This is a genomic window from Bacillus salacetis, assembly GCF_003581585.1.
GTDB classification, from domain to species: Bacteria; Bacillota; Bacilli; order Bacillales; family Bacillaceae_B; genus Rossellomorea; species Rossellomorea salacetis.
Genome location: NZ_QXIR01000026.1, coordinates 1 through 18,500, shown reverse-complemented (window position 1 = coordinate 18,500; position 18,500 = coordinate 1). Strand labels below are relative to the sequence as shown.

Annotated in this window: 23 protein-coding genes; 19 read left to right on the top strand and 4 right to left on the bottom strand. The window is 42.5% G+C overall.

Annotation, left to right across the window (positions count from 1 at the left end):
- Positions 1 to 40: 40 nt before the first annotated feature.
- From D3H55_RS16715 to D3H55_RS16670, 12 genes are all read left to right on the top strand, one after another.
- The gene (locus D3H55_RS16715) at positions 41 to 1,453 is read left to right on the top strand and encodes a bifunctional metallophosphatase/5'-nucleotidase (protein ID WP_168413147.1); all 1,413 of its coding nucleotides are present in this window, start codon (positions 41 to 43) and stop codon (positions 1,451 to 1,453) included.
- 70 nt (positions 1,454 to 1,523) lie between these two features.
- A complete protein-coding gene (locus tag D3H55_RS16710; RefSeq protein ID WP_119548462.1) occupies positions 1,524 to 2,528 on the top strand; it encodes a serine hydrolase domain-containing protein in 1,005 nt (334 codons plus the stop codon).
- Between the two features lie 345 nt (positions 2,529 to 2,873).
- On the top strand, positions 2,874 to 4,085 hold the full coding sequence (locus tag D3H55_RS16705; RefSeq protein ID WP_168413146.1) for an MFS transporter: 1,212 nt from the start codon (positions 2,874 to 2,876) through the stop codon (positions 4,083 to 4,085).
- A 116-nt stretch (positions 4,086 to 4,201) separates the two neighbouring features.
- Positions 4,202 to 4,570 carry a hypothetical protein gene (locus D3H55_RS16700; protein WP_119548460.1) on the top strand — a complete coding sequence of 123 codons (369 nt, stop codon included), beginning with the start codon at positions 4,202 to 4,204 and terminating at the stop codon, positions 4,568 to 4,570.
- A 28-nt stretch (positions 4,571 to 4,598) separates the two neighbouring features.
- The gene (locus tag D3H55_RS16695; protein ID WP_119548459.1) at positions 4,599 to 4,925 is read left to right on the top strand and encodes a DUF3221 domain-containing protein; all 327 of its coding nucleotides are present in this window, start codon (positions 4,599 to 4,601) and stop codon (positions 4,923 to 4,925) included.
- A gap of 44 nt (positions 4,926 to 4,969) precedes the next feature.
- Positions 4,970 to 5,206 (top strand): hypothetical protein, encoded by a 237-nt coding sequence (locus D3H55_RS16690; protein WP_168413145.1) that lies wholly within the window; start codon positions 4,970 to 4,972, stop codon positions 5,204 to 5,206.
- A gap of 18 nt (positions 5,207 to 5,224) precedes the next feature.
- Positions 5,225 to 5,443 carry a hypothetical protein gene (locus D3H55_RS16685; RefSeq protein WP_119548457.1) on the top strand — a complete coding sequence of 73 codons (219 nt, stop codon included), beginning with the start codon at positions 5,225 to 5,227 and terminating at the stop codon, positions 5,441 to 5,443.
- A gap of 15 nt (positions 5,444 to 5,458) precedes the next feature.
- Entirely contained in the window at positions 5,459 to 5,623 is a 165-nt protein-coding gene (locus D3H55_RS24435; RefSeq protein ID WP_168413144.1) for a hypothetical protein, read from the top strand.
- 12 nt (positions 5,624 to 5,635) lie between these two features.
- Positions 5,636 to 5,791: a hypothetical protein gene (locus D3H55_RS24430; RefSeq protein WP_168413143.1), complete on the top strand. Its 156-nt coding sequence runs from the start codon at positions 5,636 to 5,638 to the stop codon at positions 5,789 to 5,791.
- A 28-nt stretch (positions 5,792 to 5,819) separates the two neighbouring features.
- Complete coding sequence (locus D3H55_RS16680; RefSeq protein WP_119548456.1) at positions 5,820 to 6,326, top strand: DUF1648 domain-containing protein; 507 nt, start codon at positions 5,820 to 5,822, stop codon at positions 6,324 to 6,326.
- A gap of 19 nt (positions 6,327 to 6,345) precedes the next feature.
- Positions 6,346 to 6,609: a hypothetical protein gene (locus tag D3H55_RS16675; protein WP_119548455.1), complete on the top strand. Its 264-nt coding sequence runs from the start codon at positions 6,346 to 6,348 to the stop codon at positions 6,607 to 6,609.
- Positions 6,610 to 6,698: 89 nt separating this feature from the next.
- Entirely contained in the window at positions 6,699 to 7,223 is a 525-nt protein-coding gene (locus tag D3H55_RS16670) for a DUF421 domain-containing protein (RefSeq protein ID WP_168413142.1), read from the top strand.
- A gap of 16 nt (positions 7,224 to 7,239) precedes the next feature.
- Here the strand turns inward: D3H55_RS16670 and D3H55_RS16665 are convergent, their stop codons facing one another.
- Both D3H55_RS16665 and D3H55_RS16660 read right to left on the bottom strand, forming a co-directional pair.
- Entirely contained in the window at positions 7,240 to 7,488 is a 249-nt protein-coding gene (locus D3H55_RS16665; protein ID WP_240628618.1) for a hypothetical protein, read from the bottom strand.
- 37 nt (positions 7,489 to 7,525) lie between these two features.
- Positions 7,526 to 8,287 carry a phosphotransferase family protein gene (locus D3H55_RS16660; protein WP_119548452.1) on the bottom strand — a complete coding sequence of 254 codons (762 nt, stop codon included), beginning with the start codon at positions 8,285 to 8,287 and terminating at the stop codon, positions 7,526 to 7,528.
- Positions 8,288 to 8,561: 274 nt separating this feature from the next.
- Between D3H55_RS16660 and helD the strand changes: the two genes are divergently transcribed.
- Positions 8,562 to 10,877: an RNA polymerase recycling motor HelD gene (helD, locus tag D3H55_RS16655; protein WP_119548451.1), complete on the top strand. Its 2,316-nt coding sequence runs from the start codon at positions 8,562 to 8,564 to the stop codon at positions 10,875 to 10,877.
- Between the two features lie 179 nt (positions 10,878 to 11,056).
- Here helD and D3H55_RS24425 read toward each other — a convergent pair whose 3' ends face one another.
- Positions 11,057 to 11,632, bottom strand: coding sequence for a hypothetical protein (locus tag D3H55_RS24425; protein ID WP_168413141.1), 576 nt, complete (start codon positions 11,630 to 11,632; stop codon positions 11,057 to 11,059).
- A gap of 190 nt (positions 11,633 to 11,822) precedes the next feature.
- Positions 11,823 to 12,188 carry a hypothetical protein gene (locus tag D3H55_RS16645; protein WP_119548450.1) on the bottom strand — a complete coding sequence of 122 codons (366 nt, stop codon included), beginning with the start codon at positions 12,186 to 12,188 and terminating at the stop codon, positions 11,823 to 11,825.
- A gap of 96 nt (positions 12,189 to 12,284) precedes the next feature.
- On the opposite strand from D3H55_RS16645, the gene D3H55_RS16640 reads away from it, so the two are divergent.
- The 6 genes from D3H55_RS16640 to D3H55_RS16620 all read left to right on the top strand — a co-directional run bounded on the left by D3H55_RS16640 (position 12,285) and on the right by D3H55_RS16620 (position 18,476).
- Entirely contained in the window at positions 12,285 to 12,488 is a 204-nt protein-coding gene (locus D3H55_RS16640; RefSeq protein ID WP_119548449.1) for a hypothetical protein, read from the top strand.
- A gap of 190 nt (positions 12,489 to 12,678) precedes the next feature.
- Positions 12,679 to 13,365 carry a response regulator transcription factor gene (locus D3H55_RS16635; protein WP_119548448.1) on the top strand — a complete coding sequence of 229 codons (687 nt, stop codon included), beginning with the start codon at positions 12,679 to 12,681 and terminating at the stop codon, positions 13,363 to 13,365.
- A gap of 1 nt (position 13,366) precedes the next feature.
- Positions 13,367 to 14,371: a sensor histidine kinase gene (locus tag D3H55_RS16630; protein ID WP_119548447.1), complete on the top strand. Its 1,005-nt coding sequence runs from the start codon at positions 13,367 to 13,369 to the stop codon at positions 14,369 to 14,371.
- A 113-nt stretch (positions 14,372 to 14,484) separates the two neighbouring features.
- A complete protein-coding gene (locus tag D3H55_RS24420) occupies positions 14,485 to 14,622 on the top strand; it encodes a hypothetical protein (RefSeq protein ID WP_168413140.1) in 138 nt (45 codons plus the stop codon).
- 591 nt (positions 14,623 to 15,213) lie between these two features.
- Positions 15,214 to 15,897, top strand: coding sequence for an ABC transporter ATP-binding protein (locus tag D3H55_RS16625; protein ID WP_119548446.1), 684 nt, complete (start codon positions 15,214 to 15,216; stop codon positions 15,895 to 15,897).
- The gene (locus D3H55_RS16620) at positions 15,894 to 18,476 is read left to right on the top strand and encodes an ABC transporter permease (RefSeq protein ID WP_119548445.1); all 2,583 of its coding nucleotides are present in this window, start codon (positions 15,894 to 15,896) and stop codon (positions 18,474 to 18,476) included. The genes D3H55_RS16625 and D3H55_RS16620 overlap by 4 nt, the downstream gene beginning before the upstream one ends.
- Positions 18,477 to 18,500 lie beyond the last annotated feature (24 nt).

The window sequence follows — 18,500 nt, the reverse complement described above, 5'->3', positions numbered from 1 at the left end:
ACAAGCAGCCAAACAAATTACATAAATGGGGGAAAAACATATGAACAAACAACTAACCATACTGCATACGAACGATCTTCACGCGAGCTATGACCAGGCTTTAAGACAGGCAGCATATATAAAAAAACGAGTCAGGGAGATGGAAGCGAACGGGGAGAGCTTCCTGCTGGTGGACGGCGGTGATCACATGGACATGAGTATCAATGAATGCCTGGCTACCGATGGCAGGATGCATCTGGAAATGCTGGCGGAAACGGGGTATCATGCCATGTCCGTCGGCAATAACGAGCTGCTGCGCTCAACACCTGAGTTGATCAGGAAACTCAGCCTTCAGTCAAGCGTGCCTTGGCTGCTGTCCAACCTTGTGGAGGGAGATGGATCCACCATTGGAGGGGTGAAGGAATCACTCATTCTCACTGCAGCCGACGGCACGAAAGTTGGACTTTTCGGCGCTACAGATCAATTCGAAGATCTATATGAGAACAAACATGGCTTTAAGAACCTGGATACACTGAAAACAATTGAGGAAATAACCGCCCGTTTAAAAGATGATGGAGCAGACCTGATCATTTTCCTATCCCATCTGGGGTTCGGAGCAGATCAGGAAATGGCCAAGGAAATCAGCGGCAGCGTGGATCTCATCATTGGAGCTCACTCTCACACGGTTTTGGAAACTCCTGTTATAGAGTCCGGCATTCCAATTGTACAGGCCGGTTCACACGGAATTTATGTTGGCGAATTGTCCTTACATCTCAAAGTCGACAACGAAGGCCGCCACACCATCGATTCCTGCGAGGGGAAATTAATTGAAATCTCTCCTGACTCTGAAGTGGATCCTGTCATGGAAGCGATTTTAGAAAAGGGCAGGAAGGAAACCGATCAATTTCTTTCAGAGGTTCTTTTTACAACCAGCGAGCCGCTTTCTCATGCCAATGTCATTCAACTTATGGCTGACAGCCTCCGTAACCGTTGGAACACAGAGATCGGGATCATGTATGGAGGAGGAGCAGTTTCTGGAATGGAAGCAGGCGATGTGACAAAAGGTTCTGTACTGAATACCTGCAAGAGCATGCATTCCCCGGTGCTGATGGAACTTCAGGGAAAAAATATCACCAAGTTGATCGAAGAAAGTTATAAGAATGAGATTACCTCAAAACCAGTGTATGGGAATGGATTCCGTCCGCATGGTATTCCGATTGGAACCTTGGCATTTTCCGGGGTGGAGTGGGAAGCTGAGGATGGCATTATAAGCAATATCAAAGTAAATGGTAAGGAGCTGGAAGAAAAGAGGCTTTACAAAATCGGTACCGGCTCCCCAATGCTGTATGAAGAAGTGTGCGGATATAGTGCAGTCAAAGAAAATACATTGATTGACCTGGGCAAAAATGAGATGGTCAAGGACGTCTTTTTGAACTACTTGAAAACCCTGCTGAATCCTTCAGTTTCAATTTAATGATTTGTAAGAGTTTGATCAGAGTGACTGGCTCTTAGCATGAAAAATAATAAATCAGCAGGTGAAGTAGATGAGTCAAACAGCTTACAGTGAACCATTCCGTGATTTAACGGAATATAGTAAAGAGGCAAAAGAGAGGATGAAGGCATCAGGGTCTGCGATACTCATTATGAAAGAGAATGAGATTATTCATGAATGGTATTCTGGCAGCCACCACTTTGAACAAGGGGCAAGGAAAATTGATGTCCACTCCCAATTTAACGTATATTCAACAAGGGTTACTTATATCGGTCTGGCAGCGGCCATATCTATGCATGAGGGATACCTGAAACTTGATGATAAGATCAGCAGCTACTTTCATGACCTGGATAAAAACGTCTTAGGGAATACGACAATCAGGCATCTTGTTACGAGGTGTACCGGTTTGAAAATTAAAGGGAACAGCGTCAAAAGGATTGCTGAACCAGGTACCCTGGTTGAAAGTAAACGACCGGATCTGCTTGCTGCCATCATTATGCAAACCACAGGAAAGACGGTCAATGAAATTATTTCAGAAAAAGTATTTTACCCACTAGGCTTTTCCCATAGTGAATGGGCGGCTGAAGGAAAAAACACTCTGGTCTGTGATATCCAATCACCTGGCACTTATCCAACAATACGAATTGGCTCAACTCTCGGTGATGATCGGAACTTATATGTGAACGCGAGAGAACTGGCGTTATGGGGTCAGTTGCATTTGCAAAAAGGGGAAGTAAATGGCAAACAGATACTTCCTAGAGCGGTATTCGATCTTGCTGTGAATATTCAGAGTCCGGCAGCATTAGACCGGACTCTGCCTAAGTTCGGCTTCTACTGGTGGATGAAGGATGGGATGGTTTCGTACTCAGGGGATGAATTAGGTGGGGAAGTGCCCGAAGGAAGCTATCAAATCCTTGGTGCTTCGGGTTGTGCCTGCCTAGTGATTCCAAAATATAATGCTGTGGCTGTCAGGATGTACAACAGTTTACACAATGATGGAAAGTACGATTATCTGCATGATATCCGGACCTTTGGAAACCTTGCAGTCAAGGGGTAAAATCTCAAGTGCCGGATTTTCCCCCAGTATTCCGAGGTTTTACTCTCGGAAAAGAAATAGCAGCTCTTTTATTTCCGGCTTACCAGTGTTTTTACGGCGATTGACCATATTAGTTGAAATTTATATTGAAAAGCAACAAAGTTTAAGAAAAGAGCCTTAACCTATAGAGGTTGAATGTTCAGAATTATTATGAAATAATTACCATATCAAGAACAGAAAGGAGAAGCAAGATGGTGCCATTAATCTATCTCAATCCATTCGATCATTAGAGCACTGTTAAGGTGTGGAAGCCTCCTTGATTGTTAATAGCAGACTTGTTATTTACACAATTGAAGGAGGAGCATGATGGACAAACAATTAACCATTTTATTAATAGGAAGAATTTTAACTAATTTTGCCGATAGTTTCTATATGATCGCCACCATTTGGTACGTAAAGACCTTAACCGATTCACCTTTATTGGTTGGTTTGACGAGCGCGATTGCCATCCTGCCGGTGACTATCCAATTTTTATACGGACCGATGATCGATCGGTTTTCTAAAAAAGCGATTCTCTACATGGCTATGTTCGGCCAGGGACTGCTGGTCACAGTGATTTCAATACTATACTATGCCGACTTTCTTTGGCTTCCTTTGTTATACATCATGATGTTCTTGGCTTTGTCACTATCAGAATGTTCTTACCCTGTTGAAAGTGCATTGATTGAGCGGCTTGCCCCGAGGGAAAAGCTGACGAAAGTAAATTCGATTTTCTCTTTTTCCTATCAGACTCTGGATATCATATGTGATGCGGTTTCCGGGATACTGATCGCCTTTGTCGGCCTTGGCGTGATATACATAAGCAATAGTCTGTTACTGATCATGATTGGCTTGATGTTTCTTATGTATCTTAAGGTCCCTAAATCAAATAAAGAAATGGAGAAATCAACATTAGGTTTTTTCAAGCAATATAGGGAAGATTTCAAAGATGGGTTTCTAGTAGTGAAATCCAGGCAAAGACTGTTAAGCATTGTTTTTGGTTTTGTGGTTATGAATCTGCTTGCCACCATGGGCTTGGCGATGCTTCCTGTCATCTCAGATACTTCAATGGAATATGGTTTCTGGCTGACAGCTATGTCGATTGGCACTTTGTCGGGAACGATTCTATCCAGTAAAGTCGAAAAGTTCCCGCTTAACCGTGTGCTGCCGGCCGTGGCTCTCTGGTCCGGCATATTCTGGCTGCTGACATTCCTATTCAATGAAACACAATTTGTTCCCTATGTGTTTTTTGCTCTTTCATGGCTGGGGATCGGCATTCTAAGCATCTTTATTCAAACCATGATCCAGGTGAACCTGCCGAGGGAACATGTGGGCATAGGCTTTGCATTCATTTCTTCACTGCTGGGTTCTCTCAGCCCTCTGGGTTACTTTCTTGGCGGTGTCATCGGGGAACAAACCTCGGGATTATTCTTACTAATGTTATCGGGAACCGGTTATATGTTTTTTACCGTTTACTTCCTGATGAACCCCAGGTTGAAGACAATCAAACAATCATTAAGTGTGAGTTTTGAAGATTGATTCCTTAACAGGACTTCCCGGATTGTCGGGAAGTCTTTTTTAGATTGAGTGAATTTTTGAAACCTTTTAACGATAAATCCGTATTTACAGGTATAACAGATTCAGAGAGGTGAACTATGGAACTGCAGTATAAGGAATCCCAGGATTACAAGCCGGAAACTCAAATCCAGGACCCCGCGAAAGCTGTATTAAATATTGCAGGTTTCTTTATATTTGGAGGTTTGCTGTTACAGAGCATTACGATGCCGGTTTCAATGGACAGTCAATTTCGACTCTACAGGATTGAGGATCTTATCATGACCGGGAAGGAATCCTTGAACTATTTTCTATTCTGTTTGATCTGCGGCATGGTATATTTCTTGCTTGTCCATATGTATTTTCACTCGGGGAACAGAAAAAAAGCCTTTTTCACCACCACCCTTTTGCTTGGATCGGCCAGTATCTATATGGTGTTTCACCTGATCCTTCACACTGCGTCACATTGATTTCTTCAGAAAATCAAGAGGTGATAATATGCACAGACACCTTATTGCACTATTGCTATCGATACCCCTGGCACCACTAATGACAGGTTGTTCAAATGAGGAAGAAATAATAGATACGGGTATATCCGACTCGAAAATCCTCCAGGGAAAGGTCCTGGAAGAAGAAACAAATGGACTATGGATTGAACCGGTAAATGAATTAGAAAAATGGGGAGACAAAGTAAGAGTGGGTTTCTCTGATGTACAAATGACCGCCGATGTTAATGAAGGGCAAATAATCAACATTTGGTATGACAACATTAGGGAATCAGATCCTCCACAGATTCATGCGCTTAAGATAGAAGTAGAGGATTAAAATTGTTCAAATTCAAAATGAAAGTATTGGAGTTATATATATATATGTTAAAAGACGGAACTAACAGAATGAGTGACGGAAAGAAATATTTGCTCACCGTTTCATTGTTAATTAATCTGGCTTTACTCGTTACATTGATTGTAAATCTCGCCAGCTACCACCTGACAGGCAAAGAATTGGATACACTTACATCAAGGTGTTATGAAAGCGGCGGCTCAGTCAAAATGGATGTAGAGGATTTAGCTGCAGGAAAATATGATTTTCAATGCATTAAGAAATAGATCATAAGGAGAACTTACATGGAACTGGAACCCTTGTATTTGATGAGTTTGTTTTCAGCAATCATAATCGTCATGACCGTTCACTCAATTATAAAGGTATTGAACATCGCCTTAAAACGGAAGGAGATATCCAGGCGGAAATACTGGCTATGGTTTGCTTCATCGATTGGTATTGGAGTCGTTACAGCCTCCCTTTTGCCATTTGGTTATCACAAAATAATTGAAATGATTCTGTAACAAGAGGATGGGTTCATGAAAAGGACTGTTATCAATGTGTGCTGCGCCCTTATGTTATTATCAAGTTCCACTGCCCTGGTTTTTCCTGAGAGCAGCCTGTCCCCAATTGCATTTGTAATCGGTTTTTTCAGTATGACTATTTATTCAATTGCTCTTTTCATAGAAGATGATGAAACATAAAGGAGAGGGATTATGAACGATTGGGTTATATTTATTGGAATTTTATGCCTTGCGGTAATAACCGAGTTTGCAGTGTTAACCTATACTAAAGACCCTAAGAGAAAAATCCTTTTTTCCACAGCCATCTGGGCGGGTGTCATGGTGATATTCATTTTACTTTGGATTTAGTCCATGGAGACTGGAAGGGGGAAGAAAAATGGCTGATTACTGGAAGAGACCAAAGATAAAAATTGCCAAGACGAAGGGTGAGTGGATATGGGATATCATCGGATACTCTTTATTTACCGGTGCAATCATTCTCTTAATCTTGAAATGGGGAGCACTACCTGAAGAAGTACCTGCTCATTATAATGCAAGGGGAGAGGTGGACCGCTGGGGTTCAAAATGGGAGCTTCTCACTTTACCGGGGATAGGTGCGTTCACGATCCTTTTGATGCAGGTTTTTGAAAAATACCCGGAAACTCATAACTATCCGCAAAGGATGAATGACTCCAATGTAAAAGAATTCTATCTTAACAGCCGGAAAATGATCAATATCATCAAAAATCTTAGCCTGATCCTTTTCGCATTGATCCTGTTTGAATCGGTTTCCATCGCTTTAGGTTGGGGGGATGGTTTCGGTAAATGGTTCCTGCCGCTGACCATAATCGGATTGGGGATTCCACTCATCGCCGGAATTTGGAAACAAAGAAACATCAAATAATATTTGCTGGAGGTGGGAAATGATAGAGGATATTTTATTCACATTGCTGATACCTGCGCTGATTGTCTCCGTGATTTTAATAATACACAAACGAAGGAAGGCTAACCTGACCGGATTCAAAACAGCATTGACGCCAATATGTTTTTTTCTTGTAGGGGTTACCAATCTTTCCGCCTATTGGTTTGATTTCATGGGTTTTCTGAGTTGGGGATTGTCTGTTGCGTTGTTCATTCTTGGGGCGTATTTCACCAAATATATGCCAGAACATAACGAACAGTCTTAAGCTCATGGTCAGGCGTTTCTGTTTACCTCCAGGACTGCAAGGGTATCAAACAATAAATAATGCAACTCTATTACAAAGGAAGTGCATCCATGCTTGATACCATGATTTTTGACGGCTGGAAAAGTATCTATCGTGCTTTCCTTCTGTGCCTGATGGCTTATCCTTTCCTCCTGTTGGTCTTGAGGGTGTTCGGCAAGCGTTCACTCACACAAGTGAACCTGTTCGATTTCATCATCACCATTACATATGGAGCCACCTTATCCAGCATCCTTACCAGCAGTACCGTCTCACTGGCTAAGGGTGCTGTCGTACTATTGATGTTGACGTTGCTGCAATTCATAATCGCGAAATCAACGTCAAGCTCAAAAACGCTGGCAGAAATGCTCAAAGCGCCTCCATCCTTTCTTTACTATGAGGGGCGCTTTTTAGAAAAAGAAATGCAGAAGCAGAGGCTTCGCAAGGATGATTTGAGGTCTAAAGTACGAAAAGAGGGAATGAGTTCTTTTGAAAAAGTCGAAGCCATCGTCCTTGAAGGGGATGGTTCGCTTTCTGTCATCAAAAAAGAAGAGGGAAGCTCCAAAGAAGCGTTGAAGGGTGTCCAAAGGAACAGCTGATGAAGCTGTTCTTTTTTCATGGAGCAGACCGGAAAAATTCATCAATGAAATCCATCAGCACAGCATAAAAAAACAAGCCTGCAGGCAGGAGGTTCCCAAACAGGGCAAACAGTCTTTTCAAGAGAGGTTCTTGGCTGAACATAGAAATGATGCTGACAGGAAAGGCAAGGAGCGAGAGGGAGATGAGCACTACAAAGATCCTTGCCGGAGTGATTATCATCAAAAGCAAGGAAAAAATGATGATTATTGCTAAAATATATGACACCTTCGTAAATATCTTTAAATTTTGCCGATCCATATAATCACCTGTCTTGTCGGGATGAACAGCCGTCCTTAACGATGGCAATCAGCCGGTCTTCATTCTCGGAAGATACGTTCTCTGAAAGTCTGGCACCCGCTATGATCGGCGCCCAGTCCAAAACTTCAGATCTCAAAATGCCGCTTCTTTTGCAGTAGAGCTTTAAGTATGATTCCGCGATATCCTGTGAAAGCTGAGAGTATAACAGATATGTTCTGTACACATCGGCTCGGAAATCTCCTGCACTCGCATCCACCCAATCCAGGATCACAGCACCTTCATCTTTCATAATCAAATTAAATAAATGAAAATCACCATGACATAGCCTGTTTTCATATGACATTGAATTCAATTTCTTATTCAAAAACAATTTCTGTTCAGGTTTCAATTGGTGAGCGTCGTTGATCTGGCGGTGTAATTTACCGGCCATTGGTTCAATTGAAGGGGAGATGATGCCATGGATCTTTTGCTGTATGTCGACCGAAATCTTAAGATAGTGTTCTTGATTTTCCGTATCTTCGAAGAACAGATCTCCCAGCGTCTTACCCTCGGCATATTCCATAATGATCGCTTGCTTTCCTTCAATTGTTGTAACATCCAAAATGGCTGGCACAGAAATACCGCATGAATGGACGAATCTTTGCTTTTCAGCTTCTTTTGATGCTTCGGTTTCAGGCAGGTGATCGTTGAAAAGTTTGATGATTTTATTATTGTTAAGAAAAATCTCCGCAGTATTTCCTCTTGCTATGGGATTGCCAAGTTTCATAGAATTCTCTCCCAGCCTTTTTGTCTATTTTATCACAGGCATAAGCACGGGGAGGAGACAGCCAACAAAATATTTCCATCAAAAAACGAGCAGCCCGAAAGTGGACCGCTCGTTAAATATATATTTTCCGTTGAAAAAGCAAGGCAAATGTGATAAATTAATACGGAAAGACTTATTTTTAGTTTGTTGAGTATTTTATCCCAATTTTAATTTTACAGCAAAACATTAAATAAGTCAATACTTTTGCACATATTTTTTTAGAGGAGTGGTTTGTTTGGCGAACGATACCCGGCTTGAGCAGAATCGACTGGATCATGTAACGGAAGTCATTACAGGGCAGATCGAAAAATTGGAAGATGAAACGGCAAAACGGCGAAATGAAGTCGTCAATATCCGTAGAAACTTCTGGGATGAAGTCAAGGTCAATACGGATACATTTGATGATTACCTTGAAACTATCATCAGCTTGAGGCAGCAGGCACAAGATTTATCCGTCAGCCAAAGCACCCACAGGCACGCATCCAAGAAATTATCAACGTTGAAGCGGATGAAAGATTCTCCATATTTCGGCAAAATTTCCTTTCTTGAAAAAGGGGAGGGCTTGCCCGATGAAATCTATATCGGAATCGCCACTCTTACAGACAAAACCGGCGAGAATTTTCTTGTGTATGATTGGCGGGCCCCGGTATCAAGTGTCTACTATGATTACGGTCCCGGGCCGGCAGAATATTCAACACCTGGAGGTACCGTCAAAGGCAGCCTGGAGAAAAAATGGCAGTACATCATCCGTAAAGGCGAACTTCTATCCATGTTTGATACAAGTCTGACCATTGGGGATGAAATCCTACAGAGAGTCCTCGGAAAAAGCACAGATAACCAAATGCATTCGATTGTAGCGACCATCCAGCGGGAGCAAAACGAAATTATCCGTCACGACCGGGGAAGGCTTTTGATTGTCCAAGGGGCAGCAGGCAGTGGAAAAACATCGGCCGCCATGCAGCGGATAGCTTATCTGCTTTATAAATACAGAGACAAACTGAATGCTGATCAAATCATATTATTTTCACCCAACACTATGTTCAACAGCTACGTTTCCAATGTACTCCCTGAACTTGGCGAAGAAAACATGCAGCAGGTAACCTTCCAGGAGTATTTAGATCACCGTTTGAGTAAATACTTCGATCTTGAAGGTCCCTATGACCAATTGGAATACGTATTGACTGCTGTGAACGAATCCTCATACAAAACCAGGTTGGAGGGTATTCACTACAAAGCTTCCACTGATTTTTTTGAGGCGATCAAGGATTATAGGCTCACTCTGGAAACAAAGGGAATGCTGTTCAAACGAATCAAATTCAGGGGCGAACCGCTTCTTACACCGGATCAGATAAGGGACCGTTTTTACAATCAAGACACTGAACTTAAATTTATAAACCGGCTGGAAAAACTGACCGAATGGGTCAACGAAAAAGTGGATGAAGCCGAAAGACGGGAACGTACAAAGCCCTGGGTAGAAGAAGAAATTGAATTGCTGAGCAATGAAGAGTATCACAAGGCAGTGAGCCATTTGCGGAAGACCAGCAAATCAACAGAAGAGGAATTCGTAGTCGATCACGAGGCGCTCGGCCGTTTGATCGTACACCAAAAGTTCAGAGGGCTTCGCAGGCGAATCGAAAACCTTGAGTTCATTAATATCAAAGGCATCTATAGGCAGCTCTTTGTGGACGGTAACCTTGAAAAAGCCTCAGAAACATCAGAGAACTGGTCGGGCGTCTGCCGTTCCACGGTCAACATGCTTGATGACGGGAAGATGCATTATGAGGATGCTGCACCCTATTTATTCTTACAAGAACTCATCCTTGGATTCCAAACCAATACCGCAATCAAACATATCATCATTGATGAAGCTCAGGATTACTCTCCTTTTCAATTTGAATTCCTGAAACGGCTGTTTCCTTATGCGAGGATGACCGTGCTGGGCGACTTCAACCAGGCAGTATTTGCTCATGCAAGCGAAAAAAATGACTTCAATATGCTGATGGACTTATACGGTCCCGGCCAAACGGATGTCATCAACCTAACCCGCAGCTACAGATCAACGAAACCAATCATCGACTTTACCAGCCAGCTTGTCAGAGGAACGATTACTCCTTTTGAAAGGGAAGGTAAAAAACCGATGTTGAAAACTCAATTCGACAGGAGCAGCCTGCATTCCGCAATCGAATCAGCGGTTGCCGACATGAGACTACAGGACTATAATACCATCGCGATTATCTGTAAATCTGCCGAAGAAAGCGAAAATGCCTTCAAGGACTTAAAAGAGAAAATCGACGGCCTCAAGCTTGTGAAAAGTGACTCGCTTCATTATGAACAAGGGGTTGTCGTCATACCGGCTTACTTGGCAAAAGGAATCGAGTTCGACGCAGTCGCCATTTATGATGCTTCCGCAAAGTCGTACAGCGAAGAATCTCTCAGAAAATTGTTTTACACAGCTTGCACCAGAGCAATGCACGAGCTCCAGTTGTTCAGCATCGGGGAACCCAGTCCATTCTTGAAGGATGTACCATCTGATTGCTTGATCAGGGAGTGAAGTGGAGACTCTTTGTTTAAACGTCGTGACGGGAATCCCATTCTTATTTGGACAGAATTCTTGGCTCAAAGCTAAATCTGTCCGAATTTCACCGGTTCTTGGACAAAAATCTGAATACCTAGCCATGTTTGTCCGAATCCCATCGTTATTCGGACAGATTTTCGAAATTCAAGCCCAGTTTATCCGAATTCCATCGTTATTCGGACAGAATTTTGAAATCCAAGCCCAGTTTGTCCGAATCCCACCGCTATTCGGACAGAATTCTGAAAACCCAGCCCAGTTTGTCCGAATCCCATCATGATTCGGACAGAATTTTGAAATCCAAGCCCAGTTTGTCCGAATCCCATCGTTATTCGGACAGAATTTTGAAAACCAAGCCCAGTTTGTCCGAATTCCATCGTTATTCGGACAGAATTCTGAAAACCAAGCCCAGTTTGTCCGAATCCCACCGTTATTCGGACAGAATTCTGAAAACCAACCCCAGTTTGTCCGAATCCCACCGTTATTCGGACAGAATTTTGAAATCCAAGCTCAGTTTGTCCGAATCCCATCGTTATTCGGACAGATTTTTGAAAAACACACCCAAAGTGTCCGAATCCCATCGTTATTTGGACAGAATTTTGACATCCCAGCCCAGTTTGTCCGAATCCCATCGTTATTCGGACAGAATTTTGAAATCCAAGCCCAGTTTGTCCGAATCCCACCGTTATTCGGACAGATTTTCGAAATTCAAGCCCAGTTTGTCCGAATTCCATCGTTATTCGGACAGAATTCTGAAAACCCAGCCCAGTTTGTCCGAATCCCACCTTTATTCGGACAAGAAATCGGAAAACTCAACCCATACAGTCCGAATCCCATTGCCATTCAAACAAAAAGGGGGAACCCCCCAAAAAAATCCTCACCTGAATCACCATCAAAAACGCCGTGGACATCCAGTCCACGGCGTCATTCTTGATACTTAATATATTCGAAGTTTGAGGTCGGGACCTCCTTGATCACATTCCCTTCTGCATCACGGTATATTTCAAACTCGCGATAAATCTCGACTATATGTCCGTCTTCCTCGAACTTCGCATCAAAAACATATTCCAGATCAGCAGGCAGAACTTCAGCATCGGTCAATTCAGCGGAGTCTCTGCCATCCGCCAATGCTTCTAAATCAGCAGGCATCAATACAGGTTCTGCAGGAGTTTCGGCTGCTTCTTCCGGCACGTAAGAATTTACTTCCTGCACATTGTCAACCAAACCGTTAAGGAGGAGGACTGCTCCTACCGAGAGAATGACTGCCGCACAAATTAAGAATTGTTTCATTTTTTTGCCCTCCAATCTTAGTCTATTTAAAAATATGTTTGTCCCTAAAAAACATGACTGAAATTTTCAAAAGGAGGGAAAAGGAAACCCAAATAAGTGTCAAGAGGAGGGAAAACAATCAAAAACTTTGCTGGATTCTTACTTTTTTGGGTCATTGGTGTCCTGGCAGCCATGATCATCTTAAGCTTGACTCGCAATGAGGCAGTAGATTGGATGATGTTCCTTGTTTTGAGTGCCAGCGGAATTATAGGGGCATTAATTTTCTATATATTCAAACGAAATAAAAAATCATCTATATGAGCTAAGCTCAGTTCACTTGGACTGAGCTTTTATTATTCCATCCAAATCCAGGTGATTCAGTCAAGTATGGAGCGGACCCGCATTTTCCCCGGACCCTGCACTGATTTATCTGTTTAGGAATCCCTATTTTGACGAATGCAGCTCTTATAAAATATGATAAAAGAAACAAAACGAGGTTAGGGTGTTCAATATGAAAGTTTTATTGGTAGAGGATGACCGGACCATCGCTGCCGGTTTGGAGTACTCCCTGCAGCAGGAAGAATATGAAACGATTCTATGTCATGATGCAGACTCTGCGAAACGAGTGATAAAGAATCAACTGGAAGAAATAGATTTATGTTTGTTCGATCTTTCCCTTCCGGATGGAAGCGGATACGAATTATGCGAGATGGTCAAGAAGCAAGGTGACAAACCGGTAATTTTTCTTACCGCCTTCGATGATGAGGTAAATGTGGTCATGGGTCTCGATATGGGAGCGGATGACTATATCACCAAGCCATTCAGGGTCCGTGAATTGATTTCAAGAATCAAATCCGTCATGAGGCGCTATCTTAAACATACACCTAAAGCAAAACCCTACATAGATATCGAAAATGTCAGGATCAACACACAGGAAGGCAAGGTTTATAAAAATGGGGAAGAAGTTCTTTTGACTGCATTGGAATACCGGCTGCTCCTGATCTTCGCCAATCATCAGGGACAGGTTTTAACCAGGGCACAGCTGCTGGAACGCATTTGGGATGTTGCCGGTGATTTTGTCAACGACAATACATTGACGGTTTACATTAAAAGACTGCGGGAAAAGCTTGAGGACCAGCCGCAAAGTCCAAGCATCATCAAGACTGTCCGCGGCCTTGGCTACAAGGCAGGTAATTGATATGTGGCGGAACCGCGAAATCCAATGGTTCATCTTCATACTGGTGTTAATAAGTACAGCGGCAACTATACTCTCTTCGATACTGTTTTCCTGGCCAGCGGCGATTATGGTACTGTTGGTCTGCTTTCTATTGGCGGGGGCCAGTTTGATTTTTACCCGGTGGAGGTACCATGAGCTTGAAAAACTTTCAGGTTATTTACGTAGGATTTCAAGCGGCGATTATGGTCTTGATATCCGTGATAACCATGAAGGAGAGCTGAGTATTTTAAAAAGCGACATTTACAAAGTGACATTGATGCTTTCGGAGCATCGCAGCAACCTGGAGAGGGACAAACATGCGTTAACAAATGCGATTTCAGATATTTCCCATCAGCTTAAAACTCCATTGACATCCATGATGGTCATGTCAGACCTGCTGAGTGATAATACTCTGGACGAATCCAAGAGGGAAGAGTTCACCCAAAATATCCGTGTGCAATTGGAAAGGATCGAATGGCTTGTTTCTTCTCTATTGAAATTGTCCAAGATTGATGCAGGCACCGTGGTTTTCAAGAAAGATGAGGTGTTCGTGAATGAACTGCTGCAAAGAGCCCTGCATCCCCTTCTGATTCCGATGGATATCAAAGAGCAGACAGTGGTATTGGAAGGGAATGAAGAAGTTTCTTTCACAGGTGATTTTCATTGGACGGCAGAAGCCCTGATCAATATCTTAAAAAACTGCGTGGAACATACACCGGATGGCGGAACAATCAGGATCAACTGTCATGAGAATCCCCTTTATACAGAAATCTCAATCAAGGATAACGGAAAAGGGATATCCAAAGAGGATCTTCCCTATATTTTCAGACGTTTTTATAAAGGGAAAAATGCAGGGGAAGACAGTGTCGGCATCGGCCTAGCAATGGCCTACAGCATCATTACCAGCCAGCAGGGAGATATCGAGGTCAGAAGCGGGAAAGAGAACGGAACTGAGTTTTTGATTAAGTTTTATAAAAAGAAAAGGTAAAGGCAGAAAGAGTATTGGATGTCACATGGTGATTGTACAAGGTGCTCCAAGCACATCAACTCTGAAAAAGTGACGCAAATCTGTCTTGAACTTCGATTTCAAGGACATCAACCATGAAAAAGTGTCGAAAATCTGCCTTGAACTTCGTTTTCAAGGACATCAACCCTGAAAAAGGGACGAAAATCTGTCTTGACTTCGATTTCAAGGACATCAACTCTGAAAAAGGGACACAAAACTGTCTTGAACCTTGATTTCAAGTACATCAACAATGAAAAAGGGACACAAAACTGTCTTGAACTTCGATTTCAAGGACATCAACCATGAAAAAGGGACGCAAATCTGTCTTGAACTTCGTTTTCAAGTACATCAACCATGAAAAAGTGACGCGAATCTGCCTTGAACAGGCATTTCAAGCACATCAACTCTGAAAAAGAGTCACAAATCTGTCTTGAACTTCGTTTTCAAGGACATCAACCCTGAAAAAGTGACGCAAATCTGTCTTGAACTTCGTTTTCAAGGACATCAACCATGAAAAAGAGTCACAAATCTGTCTTGAACCTCATTTTCAAGGACATCAACCTGGAAAAAGGGACACAAAACTGTCTTGAACTTCGTTTTCAAGGACATCAACCATGAAAAAGGGAAACAAATCTGTCTTGAACTTCGTTTTCAAGTACACGAACAACATCAAAACCGATAGAAACTGTCTTGAAACTATCGATTAAACCGCATTATTCGCTCGCCCCAACCCGAAAGTGACCAAACTGTCACTTTCACAGTCACTTTACAGTCATATTAGACAGATATACTGAGGTCAACATCGAAATTATGGAGGTAACGTTATGAGTATTTTACAAATTGAAAATCTGTCTAAGGTTTATGGCAAAGGGGAAACGGCGGTTAAAGCATTGAACGATGTCTCTTTTTCAGTGAAAAAAGGGGAGTTCGTAGCTATCATCGGGCCATCGGGATCAGGGAAGTCCACCCTTCTTCATATGCTTGGGGGTGTCGACCGCCCGTCCAGCGGCAAGGTCCTTATCGACAATACCGATATCTATCAATTGAATGAAACACAGCTGGCGATCTTCAGGAGAAGGCAGATAGGGCTGATCTACCAGTTCTATAACTTGATTCCCATCCTGACAGTTGAAGAGAACATCACTCTGCCAATGCTGCTTGATCAGCACAAGGTCGATGACAAGCAGTTCAAGGATATTGTTTCGGTTTTGGGTCTCGACAAACGGTTGAATCATCTTCCTAATCAACTTTCCGGCGGCCAACAGCAGCGTGTCTCGATCGGCAGGGCACTAATCAGTAATCCTGCAATCATTCTAGCTGATGAACCCACAGGTAATCTGGACAGCAAGAACAGCGGTGAAATCATCGAACTGTTAAAAATGTTCAACAAAACGTATAACCAGACACTGATTGTTATAACGCATGACGAGCGGATTGCCCTTCAGGCTGACCGGGTGATAGAAATCGATGACGGACGGATCAGCAAGGACGAGGTGATCCGGCCATGAACATCATCAACAAACTCACCCTTCGCCATATGAAAGAAAACAAAAGGAGGACCCTCGTCACCATAATCGGAGTCATCATTTCCGTTGCTATGGTGACCGCGGTCGCTACACTTGGAGTTTCATTCCTTGACTTGATGAAAAGACAAATCATGGTAAACGATGGGGAATGGCATGTTCAGTACAAGGATGTCAATTCCAGTCAAATCAATGCAATTTCAGAAGATCAAAACACCGAAAAAGTGTTTCTATCCAAAGACCTTGGCTATGCAGCCCTGCCTGAAATGGAAGATGAGGAAAAGCCTTATCTCTTTATAAAGGAATACAGCAGCCAAGGATTCGAACAGTTTCCTGTGAAACTGGCTGAGGGCCGGCTCCCGGAGGCAGAAAATGAAATCGTCATTTCCGATCATTTTATAGATGATTCTGACGTTTCTTATAAAATAGGCGATCAAATCAAGTTTGAAATAGGGGAGCGTTATACGAAAAGTGCCCCCGAGCCATTAGGGCAGAATGACCCCCTGCAGAGAGATGAAAATGGTTTAACGGAAGAACTGCAAGTTTCATCAACTGAAACCTACAAAGTAGTTGGTATCATTGAACGTCCCGAGTGGGAACCGCTGTGGTCACCCGGCTACACCTTGATCAGCTATATCGATAGTGATTCTTTGGGAGATAATGCATCAGTGGATGCAGTAGTGACGGTTAAAGACATTAAGGGTACAATCTTCAAGGACGCTGAAAAGCTGGCAGAAGAAAACGATATCGCGCAAGTAAGATTCAACAATGAATTACTCCGATTATATGGTGTCACCGATAATGATAATCTTAGAGTTACCCTGTTTTCATTGGCCGGCATTATCATGTCTGTGATCATAATAGGTTCCATTTCACTAATCTATAATGCATTTGCCATCAGTGTTTCTGAAAGGGCCAGGCATTTGGGGATGTTATCGAGTGTAGGTGCGACAAAGAAACAAAAGCGGAATTCAGTCTTTTTTGAAGGATCCGTCATTGGTTTAATCAGCATTCCGATCGGGATCATTGCAGGTATCCTTGGAATAGGTGCCACTTTCTTGTTCATTAATTCATTTATTGCAGAAGCATTGGGGACAACGGAAAAACTTGAGGTCGTTGTAACGCCATCATCCATCCTGATTGCCTGCACCATATCCATAGTGACAATTTTCATTTCTACTTTCATCCCGGCAAGGAAAGCATCGAAAATATCTGCGATTGATGCTATCAGGCAAACACAGGATATAAAGTTATCCCGCAGGAAAGTGAAAACCTCCAAGATGGTCAGGAAGATCTTTGGACTTGAAGCAGAAATTGGCTTGAAGAACGTGAAGCGTAATCGAAAAAGATACTATGCAACTCTTTTTTCCCTGGTCATCAGTATCATCCTTTTTCTTTCGGTCTCGTTTTTCACCGATAGTCTCGGCAGGTCGATTGAAATGTCTCAGGACCGGCTGGATTATGATATTATGGTTTCCGGCAATAAGGGCGATATATCTGAACTTAAATCTTTAACAACCTTAGACAACATAACCAGCCACAGTATCCAAAAGCAGGTCCAACTTACCTCCATGGTGGAAAAGGATAAATTCCCTGAAGAGCTCAATGACTTGATCAAGAGAGAAAACATTGAACTTGAAGACGGCAAATATCAATATTATGTGAATGTATATGGAATGGACTCATCAAGTTTTAAAGCTTTTGCCCAAAAGGCGGGAACAGAAGCTGAAAAGTTTGAGAAGGAAAACCTGACAGCCATTATTGTTGAAGACATTTCTTATCAAGACTATGAGTCATCCAAATTCATTGAGTCAAAATCCATCATTGCGGAACCTGGAGAAAAGCTCCAGCTGCTTAACACTAACTATGAAACAAATGAAACTAGCCCAGTGGGCGAAATAACTATAGGAGCATTAACGGACCAGTTACCAATCGGTGTGCACTCCACAGGAATAGGCGGAATGGATGTCATTGTTCCTATGGACACCTTCAATAATCTTCTCGATGTTTCAAACGATTCAATTGAGGCGGATTCCTTTTTGTACATGAATAGCACGGATCCGATGAAAACCCAGGAAGCCCTTGAAGAAGTTACACCTTCTTCGCTGTACATCTATAATGTATACCAGAATAGACAGCGCGAGGAACAGTTGGTCATGTTCATGTCAGTTTTCACATATGGTTTCATTGCCTTGATTTCGTTAATTTCCATCGCCAATATTTTTAACACGATTTCAACCAGCATTTCTCTTCGCAAAAAAGAATTCGCCATGCTGAAATCAGTTGGGATGACACCTAAAGGCTTTAATAAAATGATCAACTATGAGAGTGTTTTCTATGGAGTGAATGCACTGCTGTTTGGACTGCCGATCAGTTTCATCATTATGTATTTAATCCATCGATCGACCCGGGAAACATTTGAGTACGGATTTACGCTCCCATGGATGGACCTCCTATTTGTGATCATCGCCATATTTGTCATTGTCAGCTCGGCGATGCTGTATTCCATCTCGAAAATCAAGAAAGAGAACATTATCGAAGGTTTGAAACAGGATAATATTTAAAGAATTGAGAGGCTGGGACAAAAC